This window comes from Duganella sp. Root1480D1 (genome assembly GCF_001427305.1).
Taxonomy (GTDB): domain Bacteria; phylum Pseudomonadota; class Gammaproteobacteria; order Burkholderiales; family Burkholderiaceae_D; genus Rugamonas.
In genome coordinates this window covers 26,199-39,181 of sequence record NZ_LMFZ01000002.1, presented here as the reverse complement: position 1 = coordinate 39,181, position 12,983 = coordinate 26,199, and the positions used below count along the sequence as shown (strand labels likewise).

Below are 12,983 nucleotides of genomic sequence, written 5' to 3'. Positions count from 1 at the left end.
ACCCCGACTTTCAAATTACTTGTGGGCCTTGGCGCCGTTGGCGTTGGCGGTTTTTGGGTCGGGGAAGCTGGCGGCCGCTTTGGCTGGCTTGGCTTCGACTTTCGCTTCGGCTTTTACTTCTGGCTTGCTTTCGACGGGCTCTGGCTTGGCTTCGACTTTGACTTCTGCTTTTGGCGCTGGCTTGGCTTCGGCTTTGGCGGCCTTCGGTGCAGGCGCCGGGGCTGGGGCGGGTGCCGGGGCTGGTACCGGCGCTGCAATCGGGGCGGACAGCTTCGGCACTTTCTCCGCTTGCTTGCCGGCTTCTTTCAATTGCTCTTGCGCTGCCTGGAACAGTTCCGCCTGGGTCTTGCTGGCAATGCTGAACAGCTCGCGATTGTAGGCGAACAGGCCGTCGAGGTTCGGCACGCGCGCGGTGCTCTTGGCGAAGAATTCTTGCGGATCTTTCGCCTCCAGCAGTTCACGCGCAGCGGCGGAACTTTTCTCGACGGAGGCCTTGGTGGTGCTCAGGTTGAGCGCAATCACCTTTTGCGCGCCTTCGAAGGCCTTGGTGGCGAAGTTGTTGAGGATTTTCAGCTGCGCTTCCAGCTGCGACTTGGTGGCTGCGGAAAATTGCTCGGGAATCGAAAACATATTTTCTCCTGGATCGATGGGAAATGGTGCGCTGCAATAAACCCATTCTAGCGACGAAATATGGTAATGGAAAGACATTTTTGCCGACTATTGAAGCAAAAGTTATGCGGTGCAACATTGCATGCCCTGCGCAGCCTGCCTACAATCGGCCATCCTTACTTGTGGAGCTATGCGATGGATCTTGTAATCCGCAATGCCAGCTTGCCCGATGGCCGCCAAGGCATCGATATCGCCATTGACCGGGGCCGTATCGCCGATGTCGCTCCTGCTTTGCAAGCCAAGGGGGCGCGCGAGATCGATGCCGAAGGCGACCTGGTCGCGCCGCCTTTCGTCGACGCCCATTTCCATATGGATGCCACGCTCAGTTACGGCCTGCCGCGCGTGAACCAGTCGGGCACGCTGTTGGAGGGCATCGCCATGTGGGGCGAACTGAAGCCGCAGCTGACGCAGGATGCCCTGGTGGAACGCGCGCTGCAATATTGCGACTGGGCCGTGGCACGCGGCCTGCTCGCCATCCGCAGCCACGTCGACGTGTGCGACGATCGTCTGCTGGCAGTGGAGGCGCTGCTTGATGTGAAGCGCCGTGTCGCACCTTACCTCGATTTGCAACTGGTGGCATTCCCGCAGGATGGCGTGTTGCGCAGCCCAAGCGCGCTGGCGAACCTGAAGCGAGCGATTGCGATGGGCGTCGACGTGGTCGGCGGCATTCCGCATTTCGAACGCACCATGGCCGATGGCGCCGAGTCGGTACGCGTGCTGTGCGAGTTCGCGGCGGAGAAGGGCTTGCGCGTTGATATGCATTGCGATGAATCGGACGATCCCCTGTCGCGCCATATCGAAACGCTGGCTTATCACACGCAGCGCCTTGGCCTGCAAGGCCGCGTGGCCGGTTCGCACCTGACTTCGATGCATTCGATGGATAACTACTACGTCAGCAAGCTGCTGCCCCTGATCCGGGAAGCCGGCGTTGCCGCCATCGCCAACCCGCTGATCAACATCACGCTGCAAGGCCGCCACGATACATATCCCAAGCGGCGCGGCATGACGCGCGTGCCGGAAATGCTGGCGCATGGCATCGACGTCGCCTTTGGCCATGATTGCGTGATGGACCCGTGGTACAGCCTTGGCTCCGGGGATATGCTGGAAGTAGCCCATATGGGCCTGCACGTCGCGCAGATGACCGGGCAGGATGCGATGCACGCCTGCTTCCAGGCGGTGACCGAAACGCCGGCCAAGATCCTGGGCCTGGAGGGCTACGGCCTGCAACCCGGTTGCCATGCCGACCTGGTGCTGCTCGATGCCGGCGATCCGGTGGAAGCCATCCGCCTGCGCGCAGCACGCAAGCTGGTACTGCGGCGCGGGCAGGTGCTGGCTGAAGCTCCGCCTGCCCTGGCGCGACTGGCCTTGCCGGGGCGGCCGCAGGAAGTCGATTTCCGCCTTGCCCGGCGTGCTGGACTTGCAAGGGAAAATGCATGAAAATTCAGCATCATTCCTGCTGTCGGGAGCAGCTTTGAAAGACATTGTCATCCGCCCGGCCACCGAGGCCGATTTCGACTCCATGTGGACGATTTTCCAGGAGTTGATCGCCAGCGGTGATACCTATTACTTCGCGGCGGAGACCAGCCGCGACGACTGCCATGCGTACTGGTTCGGGCGCGGCATCAAGACCTGGGTGGCGGTGCTGAACACCGGCCGCCTGCTTGGCATGTACCGCTTGCTGCCCAACCAGCTCGACCGCGGTTCGCATGTCGCCAATGCCTCGTTCATGGTCAGCCCTGCCGCACAAGGCGTGGGCATCGGCAAGATGCTGGGGCGGCATTGCCTGGAACAGGCGCGGCGCGACGGCTTTCTCGCCATGCAGTTCAATTACGTTGTAAGCACCAATGTTTCTGCCGTGCTGCTGTGGAAGCGGCTCGGCTTTTCCGTGATAGGCACGCTGCCGCGCGCCTATCGCCACAAGCAGCTCGGTTTTGTCGACGTGTATGTGATGTACAAGTTCCTGGCCGACCCTAACGATTGGCCGGAGCAATGATCGATACCAAACGACTGACCCTGCGTCCCGCAACTGTTGATGATGCTTCGTTCTATTTGCGCCTGGTGAACGAGCCTTCCTTCCTTGAGAACATTGGCGATAAAGGAGTGCGCGATCTGGAAGGCGCGCGCACTGCCTTGCTCGCCGGTCCGATCGCCATGCAATCCCAGTTGGGTTATTCCTTGTGGATGGTGATCCGCAAGGAGGATGGCGCCGCCATCGGCATGTGCGGCTTGATCAAGCGCGACACCTTGCCCGATACCGATATAGGCTATGCCTACCTGCCAGCATTTTGGGGCCAGGGATATGCGTGGGAAGCCGCGTCGGCGGCCATGGCATATGGCCGTGATGTCGTCGGTTTGCCTCGCTTGCTGGGTATCGTTTCGCCCGGCAATGCCGCTTCTTCAGCGCTGCTGCAAAAGCTGGGCATGCACTTCGTCGAGCGCTTCCCTTCGGGAGAAACCGACCTATATCGCATGGAGTTTCCCCTGCGCCACAGCTAGGTTGTAAGGAAAACAGGTTTCTTGGCTTTTAGTACTTTAGGGCGCATCATGAAGATTGCAGTCCTGAAGGCATAATGCCGCCTTTTTACCTAGGGGAAACTAATATGAACTTCGGCAATTTAAAGATCGGAGTGCGCCTCGCCTTGCTGGGCGCTTTCTTTATGCTGGCCTTATTGACGGTCGGCTACCAGGGCTGGAGCGCAATCAGTTTTATCAAATCCAGCAATGCGCAAAGCATGCAACGCTCAGTCGACCTGACGCAGGCTGTCGATACCGCCCGCAGTGCCCAGGTGGAATTCAAGATCCAGGTTCAGGAATGGAAGAACATCCTGGTACGCGGCCATGATCCTGCCCAGTTTGAAAAATATTCCGCGGCTTTTGTGAAGAGTGGCCAGGCCACCAATGCCGAGTTGCAGAAACTGTCGGCCATGCTGAAAAAGCTGAACCTGCAAACCACGCTGGATGATGAGGCGATCAAGATGCATGAGGAGCTGGGCAAGAATTATATGGCCGCGCTCAAGCAGTTCGACCCGGCCAACCCGGAAAGCTATCGGATCGTCGACAAGGCTGTTGCCGGCATGGACCGCCCACCGACCAAGAAGATCGATGAAATCGTAGAGTTCATCGATGCTCAATCGAAAAAGAATGCGGCAGCGGCAGTAGCGACGGCGGAAGCAGCCAACCGCTCGGCCACCATCACGCTGTTGGTGGTGCTGGTCGCCACCACCTTGATCGGTGCGGCCATCGTGTCGTGGATCATAAAAGGCATTACGCGTCCGCTGGACCAGGCGATCGATATCGCCAAGACGGTTGCGGCGGGAGACCTGAGCGTCGACGTGGATGTGCGAACCAAGGATGAAGTGGGTCAACTGCTGGCAGCGCTGAAGCAAATGAGCGGCAACCTGTCCGATATCGTGAGCCGCGTGCGCACCGGCACCCAGACCATTGCCAGTGCGTCGAATGAAGTGGCAACCGGCAGCATGGACCTGTCCACCCGCACCGAGCAGCAAGCCAGCTCGCTGGAGGAAACCGCGTCGTCGATGACGGAGTTGACCAGCACCGTGCGCCAAAACAATGAGAACGCCACCCAGGCGCGCAAGCTGGCCGACGAGGCGTCGAATGTCGCGGTGCGCGGCGGCGCCACTGTTTCCGAAGTGGTGCAGACCATGGGCGCAATCAACGAGTCTTCACGCAAGATTGTCGACATCATCGGCGTGATCGATGGGATCGCATTCCAGACCAATATCCTGGCCCTGAACGCTGCGGTGGAAGCTGCGCGTGCTGGCGAACAGGGGCGCGGCTTTGCCGTGGTGGCGGGCGAGGTGCGCAACCTGGCCCATCGCTCCGCCGCGGCGGCGAAGGAGATCAAGGAACTGATCGGCAATTCCGTCGAACGCGTGGAAGAGGGCAGCCGCCTGGTGGGCGAGGCTGGCGTGACCATGGAGGAAGTGGTTAGCAGCGTGCGCCGCGTCACCTCGATCATCGGCGAGATTGCGATTGCTACCGGCGAGCAGCGCGATGGCATCGAGCAGATCAGCGATGCCATCACCCAGATGGACAACGTGACGCAGCAGAATGCCGCACTGGTGGAGGAGGCTGCCGCAGCCGCCGAGGCCTTGCAGCAGCAGGCTGCAAGCCTCGAGGAGGCGGTGTCGGTGTTCAAAGTGCGCGAAGCGGCAGGCAGCGGCTCGCGCATGCAACTGTCGGCAAGCCGCAGCTTGCGGGTCTTGCCGGCTTAAGGGGCTTTTTGTTGCACGGCGCGGCCTGATTTGCCGAAGAACCAGGCCAGCGCAACGTGCACGCGGCCGGCCCACGATTGCTCGTTATGGCGCCCCCCGTCGTCGAGCTGGAATAACAAGTCGCGTCCTTCACTGTAGCCTTTCTTCAGCAAAGCCTGGCGGAATGCCTGGCTGTCTTCCTGGCCGTCATACACGGTTCCCACGTCGATGTAGAACCTGACCGGCATTTTCTTGGGCGGATGCTTCACTTCTTCCTGGTTGTTCCACCAGAAGGAACTGGAGACGCCGCCCGCCATCGAGAACGTTTGCGGGTAGCGTTGGGCAATGCCGATCGACGCCAGTCCGCCTAGCGATGAACCCATCACCGCAGTGTGCTGGCGGCCAGGCTTGGTGCGGTATTGCTTGTCCACCCACGGCTTGACCGTCTTCGCCACGAAGTCGGCGTAGGCATTGAGCTTTCCTCCACCGTGTTTCGGGTCGCAGCAGGGCGTGTATTCGGCGATGCGGTCGGCGGTGTTGTCGATGCCGACCACGATCACTTCTTCCATGTCGCCCTGGCGCACCAGGCGGTCTGCTACCTCGTCGATGTTCCATTCGGTGCCGTAGCTGGCGGTCGCTGCGTCGAACAGGTTCTGGCCGTCGTGCATGTAGAGCACGGGGTAGCGGCGCCTGGTGTCGCTGCCGTAGCTTGGCGGCAGGTAGATGCGGAGCGTGCGTTCGTTGCCCAGTTGCGGGGATTTGAATTTTTCCACCAGTTGCAAGGTGCCATGCCGGGGTGGCTTGATTGGCGCGGGTGCCGGCAGCAGGCGTGCCGCCTGCACGTCGGCATGGTTGCGCTGGCCGCTGCTGCCGCCGGCATCCGCGTAATTGGCGTTGGCTTGCAGGTTGCTCATGTTGTAGAAGGGCTGCAGCTCAAGACGGTAGCTGCCTTGCTGCAGCGTGGCGGTCAGGGGAGTTGACCATGCCGGGCCGTTGGTTGGCGCGTTGTGCGGCATCTGGATGATGCCTTCCGCAGCGACCGCGCCATGCTGGTCGCGCAGTCGCAGGAGTTGCACAGCGTTGGTGATGCCGAGGTTGATCTGGTGCGCGTGGTTGTTGTAGCGCAGTTGGACGTTGTAGCGGCCGTCTTTTGCGACGCTTACGCTGCCTGGTGTGCCGCCGCCCGCATCCACGCTTGCACCGGCGCTGCTGCTTGCGGCGGCGAGGCAGAGCGGCTGCGAGTGATGGCTTCGCAAGCCGCTGGCTGGGTAGACCGCCTCCACGGCGTAGCAGGATGCCAGGGCTGCCGCTGGACCTCCCGCCGCGGCTGTCCAGTTGCCGGCGAGGATATTTGCGGCGGCCGGTTGCCCGTCGCGGTACACATTGAAGCGGGCGCTATCCAGCGTCCCTGGCCCCGCTGCGATGCGGAGGACGGCGGCGCCGGTGGATGGCGTTTGCTGGATGACGGGTTCTGGTGGTGCAGTGGATGCGGCTTCGTCGCCAGCGGAGGTGATCTGCTGCCGGCCAGGCACCAGCGTTCCCATCTCAACCTCGACCAGGTTATCGTCCGCCAGCTCGCTCCACGCTACCGGGCCGCGCGTGTCCTTGCCATTCAGCTTGCCGCCAACCGGCATGTAATAACCTTCCAGCGCGACCGCAGGGGGAAGCTTGATCCTGACATGCAGGCGTTTGCCATGCAAGATCAGTCCGGACAGCTCGATCACATCGCTGCCCGCAAACCATTCGCGCCGCAGCCGGGAAGTAATAAACGGGTTAAGCTGCAGCCGGTCGGCATCCACCCCGATGCCAAACACCTGCTGCACCACCATCCCCAGGAAGCCGCCCACCGACCAAAGCTGACGGCGTGAATTGATGGCGGGAGCGGAAGGATCTCCGCTTTGCCACTCCATATTCTCCATGTTCGACAGGTTCAGCGCCGCGCCCCGCAACAGGCTGGCGTAGGCAGCATCTGCCACCGCCACGTTTCCGTACTGTGCCGCCGCGCGCAAGCCATACGCGGTAACGAAAGGCCACAAGGCGCGGTTGTGATACACCGGTACGCCTGGCTGCTGCGGCCAGGTCACCGGCGCGCCCAACGGGCCATGCGGGTAGTGCGCCAGGATCGATTGCGCCTGCTCGGCGTCGGCGACGCCGGCGATGATGGCGAGCGACTGCCCGAGCCAGTCAAACTTTTGCATAGCGGCGCCGTCGAAATGGCCGGCGGTCAGGCTGCTGTACATGCCGGCGTCCTTGAGCCACAAGCGGTCGTTGATCGCAATTTTCAGTTCGGACGCCCAGCGCGCGTAACGCAGTGCACCGTCAATGTCGCCGGATTGCTGCGCCAGTTCGGCTGCCAGCGTCAACGCCTTGTACTGTGCGACGTTGGTGGACAGCGATTTGGACGTGGCCATGCTGGACAGGTCGTCCGGAATCCACGCTGCATATGACTGCTCACGCCAATCGAGGAAGGATTGCTCTCCGTTGTACAAGCCGCTGGCGGGATCATAAGCGGCGATGCGGTCGTTCTCGACCGTGTTGCGCAGCGCTTGCAGGGCGGTCGCGGCAAACTGCGTGCGATCTTCCGCCGGCAGCGCCTTGAGCGTCTGCTCGGCGCCGAAGGCCCAGCTCACGCGATCGGTGCTGACCGGCCAGCTTCCACCGCTGCCGGTATCCTGCACGATTTGCAAGCCGTCGGCGCTGCCCGCTGCCAGCGCAGGCTTGCTACTGCGGTAGCCCGAGAGCTTGAACAGCAGGGAGTGTCGCGTGCGCTGCGGATCGAGCATCGCCAGCCCGAGGTTGGCTGCATAGGACAAGTCGCGCGTCCAGACGTAGTGCCATTTCTCGCCGGTTTCGAAGCATTCGCAAGCGATTGGCTGGCCGCCGTTGTAGCTGCCATCGCGGATGGCTTGCACCGAATCCTGCTTCATCTCCGTCATTGCCAGCGCGAACAAGGCGTCGAACGCCAGGTTGCCACTGCGGACCTTGGGCAGGCTGGCCTGCTCGCTGAAGGTGATCGACGGTGGCGCGTTGTCGCGCAAGGGCATGCTGCTGGATTGCGTGTAGCTGCGCAGCGCCGCCTGCGCGTCCGGTGTAGCAAAGGTGGCTTTGTATGCGCCGAACGGCAGTTCGATGCTGGTATTCGCCAACGCCGGGCCACCCGCTAGTGCCCCTGCACTTGCGAGGGCGGCCGCCATGGCCATGGCGGGCAGCAGGCGGCGGGGCATTACTTGACCTCCATCACAAGCACCGAGCGGGCAGGGAGGGTGAACTTGCCCGCCAGCGGAATATCGCGGCCTGTGATCACGTCCGTGCCGCTGCGCATGCCTGCCAGCATTTCACGGAAGCGGTCCGCGCCAAGCGTGATGTCCTTGTTATTCCTGTTCAGCGCGACCATGACTTTCTGCTTGCCGTCATAACGGAAATATACGTAGGTATCCTGCTCTGGCCCATACTGCATCATCTTTCCATGCTGGACCGCACTGGAAGTCTTGCGCCAATTGGCCAGCTTCCTCACGAAAGCCTGCATCTCGCGCTGCTCGGCGCTCAGGCCTTCGCCAGTGAAGGCATTGACCTTGTCGCCCGGCCAGCCGCCCGGCATATCGTGGCGGTAGGATGGATCGTCGCGCCCCTTCACGGTGCTTGGCATCAGGATCTCCGTCCCATAATAGAACTGCGGGATGCGCGGCACGGTCAAGGTGAAGGCCAAAGCCATGCGCAGCAGGGCAGGGTCGTTGTTCACCATGCTGAAGCTGCGCGCCAGGTCGTGATTGCCTTCGAACAGCACCAGATTCGATGGATTGGGGTAGAGGTAGTCCTGTGCCAGCGTTTCGTACACATCGTAGAGACGGTAAGTGCCGTCCGTGTCGCCCAGCGCCTTGCGCAGCACGTCGTTGAGCGGGAAGTCCATCATGCTCGGCGCGTTCAGTGCCTGCCAGCGGGCCACGATAGGGATCCGCGTGCTCCATTCCTCGCCTACCATATTCAGGTTCGGGTATTCGGCCAGCACGCGCTTCGACCACTCGCTCAGGAAGGCAGTATCGGAATAGCCATAGGTGTCCACGCGCAAGCCGGACAAGCCGGCATATTCGATCCACCAGATATTGTTCTGGATAAGATAGTTCGCTACATAGGGGTTGGTCTGGTTCATGTCCGGCATATGCGGCCCGAACCAGCCCTGGGTGAAGTTGCGTGCATCCTCCTTGCTGCCATATGGATCGATGTTGGCGACGCGGTGGTGAGCGGTCGGTGTGTACTTGCCGTCATAGCTAAGCCAGTCCTGCATCGGCATGTCTTTCATCCACCAGTGATGGCTGCCGATGTGGCTCAGTACCACGTCCTGGATTACCCCAATGCCGCGCGAGCGTGCCTGCGCCACGAAGGCACGATATTCCTCGTTGCTGCCATAGCGCGCATCGACCTTGTAATGATCGGTCGCAGCGTAGCCATGGTAGGAGTGGATATCCTGGTTGTTCTCCACCAGTGGCGTTGGCCAGACCTGCGTGAATCCCATGTCCTTTATATAGTCCAGGCGTGCCGCCATGCCGGCCAGGTCGCCGCCGTGGCGGCTGTTGCCATCGGCGCGGTTGGCCTTGTCCGGCATTCCCGCGACATTGTCGTTGGCTGGATTGCCGTTGGCGAAACGGTCCGGCATGACCTGGTAGATCGCATCGGCGCTATTGAAACCCTGGCGCTGCGCCGAGCCGGGCGCCCGTGCCAGCAGCTGGTAACTATAAGTAATGCTCTGCCTGCCCGGCGCGCTAAAGCGGATATCGAAGCGTCCTGGCGCCACGTCCGGCGCCAGCACCAGGTCAATGAACAGGTAATTGCGGTTGGCGACGCGGCTCACGCTCCCGATCCGCACGCCCGGATAGTCGATGGAAGGTTCCAGCTCCGCCACCTTCGGTGCATTCACCATGAGCTGCAGCTGGGGGCTCTGCATGCCGGCCCACCAGAAAGGCGGTTCCATATGCTGGACGGTTGGCGGGGCTGCATGGGCTGCGTGCAGCAGGGCGATGCCAAGCAAGGCGGCAAAGGCGGTCTTCTTCATCAAATCTCCGGTTGGAACGTCTTATGGGCCCGACAATACACCTAATTGACATGTAGTTCTACTACACATCAATTTGTCTAACTTTGTAGCCTAAATACAACGTGACCATCCGGAGTCCCAGAGAGATGCCGTTAGTGAGGGCAGAAATACATGGCAATGATGATGGTCATTCATTGACACCAAATCTAGTTTTAGTACAGAATCCGCCTCAGAGCGTCCGTAAGAGCGTTCGCTTTCCAAGGATTCCCGTGTAGTTGAAATAAACCGGTCTGTGTAGGTTGCGGGAAAGAATGTTTAATGAGTGAGGGGACTTTGATGACTATCTTCGCCAACAAGCGAGGCAATACCGCTTTCCGACTGAGTCCGGTTGCGGCTGGGTGTGCTGTATTTGTATCCGCCTTCGCGGGCTCTGCCTATGCGCAGACTACGACCACCGGCCAGGCAGCCGACGCGCCGATGCAAACCGTGACCGTGTCGGGCATCCGCCGCGGTATTGAGGACGCGATTTCCGTCAAGAAAAACGCGACCTCCATCGTCGAGGCCATCTCCGCGGAAGATATCGGCAAGCTGCCAGATACCTCCATTGCTGAATCCATCGCCCGCCTGCCAGGCCTGGCCGCCCAGCGCGTTGCCGGCCGTGCGCAAAACATTTCCGTGCGCGGCCTGTCGCCAGACTTCGCCACCACCCTGCTGAACGGCCGTGAGCAAGTCTCCACCGGCGACAACCGCAGCGTGGAATTCGACCAGTACCCGTCTGAACTGATCAGCGGCGTGACCATTTACAAGACCCCTGACGCCGGCATGGTCGGCCAGGGCCTGTCCGGCACCCTGGACCTGCAGACCGTGCGTCCGCTGGCCTTTGGTGGCCGTACCGTGTCCATGAACGCCCGCATGGAAAAGAATTCGCTGGGCAGCATTGCCGACACCGACTCGCGCGGCGGCCGCTTCAGCGCAAGCTACATCGACCAGTTTGCCAACCGCACCATCGGTGTGGCAATCGGCTTCGCCCACCTGGATTCCCCGGTGCTGGACCGCGAAACCGGCCTGTATGAGCCATGGAAGAACGAAGCCCGTGCAGGCGTGCCTGCCGGTACCAACGTCACCGACGGCATCAAATCCCTGGCGCGCAGCGGCTACAACAAGCGCGACGGCCTGATGGGTGTTCTGCAATACCGTCCAAACAAGAACTTCACCTCGATGATCGACGTGTACGCTTCGCGCTTCAAGCATGAAGACACCGCCAACCAGTTCGAAGTGCACGTAGGCGGCTACAACGGCAACAACAAACCTGACCTGCTGTTCACCGACGTCACCACCACCAACGGCTCGTTCGCCACCGGTACTGCAAACAACGTCTACCCGTTGGTGCGCGGCATGTACGACAAGCGCAAGGACGATATCCGCGCCATCGGCTGGAACAACGAATGGAAGATGGATGGCTGGTCGCTGGTGGCTGACCTGAGCCGTTCCACCGCCAAGCGCGATGAAGTGAACCTGGAAAACAACCTGCAGATCAGCGACGCTGCCGGCAATCCATACCTGGACTCCGTGGCCCTGGCGCTGCGCACCGGCGCATTCCCGACCATGGATCCGGGCCGCGATTACAGCAACCCAGCCAACCTGTACGTGCGCAACACCATCTACGGTTCCGGCTACGGCAAGACCCCGCACGTGGAAGACAAGCTGAATGGCTTCAAGCTGGCTGCCAACATCCAGTCCTCCGGCGCCCTGGAGAAATGGTTCTCGAGCTTCGACGTCGGCGTCCACTATTCCGACCGCAGCAAGGAAAAGCACCAGCCAGAAGGCGACATCAAGCTGGCCGGCGCACCTTCCACCATTTCTTCGGACCTGATGTACGCACCGGTCGACCTGGGCTTCGCGGGCGTGGGTACCATCCCGGCGTGGAACGTGCCCGGCGTCGTTGCCAAGTACATGACCTTCGCTCCGACCGAAGACAAGAGCTACCTGATTGCCAAAGCCTGGACCGTGAACGAGAAGATCACCACGACCTTCGCCAAGGCCAACATCGAACACGAACTGGGCGACGTCAGCCTGCGTGGTAACTTCGGCGTGCAAGTACAGCGCACCGACCAGTCTTCCGATTCCAAGTACTGGGACGGCACCGCGCCAGCCGGCCAGGAAGTCAAGCCAGTCCATGACGGCAAGACCTACACCGACGTGCTGCCAAGCCTGAACCTGGCGTTCCAGCTGCCGAACGATCACACCGTGCGCATGGCCGTGGCCAAGCAGATCGCTCGTCCGCGCGTTGACCAACTGCGTTCGGCACTGGACTTCAACGTCGGCACCAACGACTTCAAACCAGGCGGCAGCGGCGGTAACGCCCAGCTGGATCCATGGCGCGCCAAGGCATTCGACCTGTCGTATGAAAAATACTTCGGCAAGAAGGCTTACGTAGCACTGGCATACTTCTACAAGAAGCTGGATACCTATATCTTCACCGAGACCCGTACCCACGACTTCTCGGAGCAGATCCCTGGCACCAAGGCGATTACCCAGTTCGGCAACTACACCGCGCCTTACAACGGCAAGGGCGGCAACATGAAGGGCCTGGAGCTGACCGCATCGTTGCCACTGAACATGGTAACCCCTGTGCTGGACGGCTTCGGCGTGAGCGGCAGCTACTCGTACAACGACAGCGCCATCACCATCAAGGAGCCGAGCGCCAACCTGGGACAGACCATCATGCTGCCAGGCCTGTCGAAGCACACCAGCAACCTGACCGTGTACTACGAGAAGGCCGGCTTCGAAACCCGCCTGAGCCAGCGCAAGCGTTCGGACTTCGTGGGTGAGATCGGCAACTTCGCCGGCGAGCGTTCGCTGCGCTACGTGGTTGGCGAGAACATCCTGGACTTCCAGGTTGGCTACACCTTCAACGAAGGCATGTTCAAGGGCGTAGGCGTGGTACTGCAGGTGAACAACCTGCGTGACGCGGCTTACGAGACCTACAACGGCAACCGCAACCAGCAACTGGAATACCAGAAGTATGGCCGCACCTTCCTGCTGGGCGCGAACTACAAGTTCTAAGCTGACAG

8 protein-coding genes are annotated in these 12,983 nt (G+C 61.1%); 5 read left to right on the top strand and 3 right to left on the bottom strand.

All coding sequences use genetic code 11. From position 1 onward, the window contains the following. Positions 1 to 15: 15 nt before the first annotated feature. Complete coding sequence (gene phaP / locus ASD58_RS31770) at positions 16 to 630, bottom strand: TIGR01841 family phasin (RefSeq protein WP_057259742.1); 615 nt, start codon at positions 628 to 630, stop codon at positions 16 to 18. A gap of 174 nt (positions 631 to 804) precedes the next feature. Between phaP and ASD58_RS03580 the strand changes: the two genes are divergently transcribed. The 4 genes from ASD58_RS03580 to ASD58_RS03565 all read left to right on the top strand — a co-directional run bounded on the left by ASD58_RS03580 (position 805) and on the right by ASD58_RS03565 (position 4,904). Continuing rightward, a complete protein-coding gene (locus tag ASD58_RS03580) occupies positions 805 to 2,106 on the top strand; it encodes an amidohydrolase family protein (protein WP_057259918.1) in 1,302 nt (433 codons plus the stop codon). Between the two features lie 34 nt (positions 2,107 to 2,140). Then, a complete protein-coding gene (locus ASD58_RS03575) occupies positions 2,141 to 2,662 on the top strand; it encodes a GNAT family N-acetyltransferase (RefSeq protein WP_057259917.1) in 522 nt (173 codons plus the stop codon). Further along, the gene (locus tag ASD58_RS03570; protein ID WP_057259741.1) at positions 2,659 to 3,165 is read left to right on the top strand and encodes a GNAT family N-acetyltransferase; all 507 of its coding nucleotides are present in this window, start codon (positions 2,659 to 2,661) and stop codon (positions 3,163 to 3,165) included. Before ASD58_RS03575 ends, ASD58_RS03570 begins: the two co-directional genes overlap by 4 nt. Before the next feature lie 104 nt (positions 3,166 to 3,269). Beyond that, positions 3,270 to 4,904, top strand: a complete 1,635-nt coding sequence (locus ASD58_RS03565; protein ID WP_057259740.1) for a methyl-accepting chemotaxis protein — start codon at positions 3,270 to 3,272, stop codon at positions 4,902 to 4,904. On the opposite strand, the gene ASD58_RS03560 is transcribed toward ASD58_RS03565, so the two are convergent. Next, the gene (locus ASD58_RS03560) at positions 4,901 to 8,107 is read right to left on the bottom strand and encodes an alpha/beta hydrolase-fold protein (protein WP_057259739.1); all 3,207 of its coding nucleotides are present in this window, start codon (positions 8,105 to 8,107) and stop codon (positions 4,901 to 4,903) included. The genes ASD58_RS03565 and ASD58_RS03560 overlap by 4 nt on opposite strands. Continuing rightward, entirely contained in the window at positions 8,107 to 9,930 is a 1,824-nt protein-coding gene (locus ASD58_RS03555; RefSeq protein WP_057259738.1) for a glycoside hydrolase family 13 protein, read from the bottom strand. The genes ASD58_RS03560 and ASD58_RS03555 overlap by 1 nt, the downstream gene beginning before the upstream one ends. A gap of 315 nt (positions 9,931 to 10,245) precedes the next feature. On the opposite strand from ASD58_RS03555, the gene ASD58_RS03550 reads away from it, so the two are divergent. Further along, a complete protein-coding gene (locus ASD58_RS03550) occupies positions 10,246 to 12,975 on the top strand; it encodes a TonB-dependent receptor (protein ID WP_082565198.1) in 2,730 nt (909 codons plus the stop codon). The last annotated feature ends 8 nt before the right edge of the window (positions 12,976 to 12,983 follow it).

Excerpts from the sequence above, each read along its gene's own strand:
- ASD58_RS03555 (WP_057259738.1), bottom strand. The coding sequence starts at position 9,930 with ATGAAGAAGACCGCCTTTGCCGCCTTGCTTGGCATCGCCCTGCTGCAC.
- phaP (WP_057259742.1), bottom strand. The coding sequence starts at position 630 with ATGTTTTCGATTCCCGAGCAATTTTCCGCAGCCACCAAGTCGCAGCTG.
- ASD58_RS03570 (WP_057259741.1), top strand. The coding sequence starts at position 2,659 with ATGATCGATACCAAACGACTGACCCTGCGTCCCGCAACTGTTGATGAT.
- ASD58_RS03550 (WP_082565198.1), top strand. The coding sequence starts at position 10,246 with ATGACTATCTTCGCCAACAAGCGAGGCAATACCGCTTTCCGACTGAGT.
- ASD58_RS03580 (WP_057259918.1), top strand. The coding sequence starts at position 805 with ATGGATCTTGTAATCCGCAATGCCAGCTTGCCCGATGGCCGCCAAGGC.
- ASD58_RS03565 (WP_057259740.1), top strand. The coding sequence starts at position 3,270 with ATGAACTTCGGCAATTTAAAGATCGGAGTGCGCCTCGCCTTGCTGGGC.
- ASD58_RS03560 (WP_057259739.1), bottom strand. The coding sequence starts at position 8,107 with ATGCCCCGCCGCCTGCTGCCCGCCATGGCCATGGCGGCCGCCCTCGCA.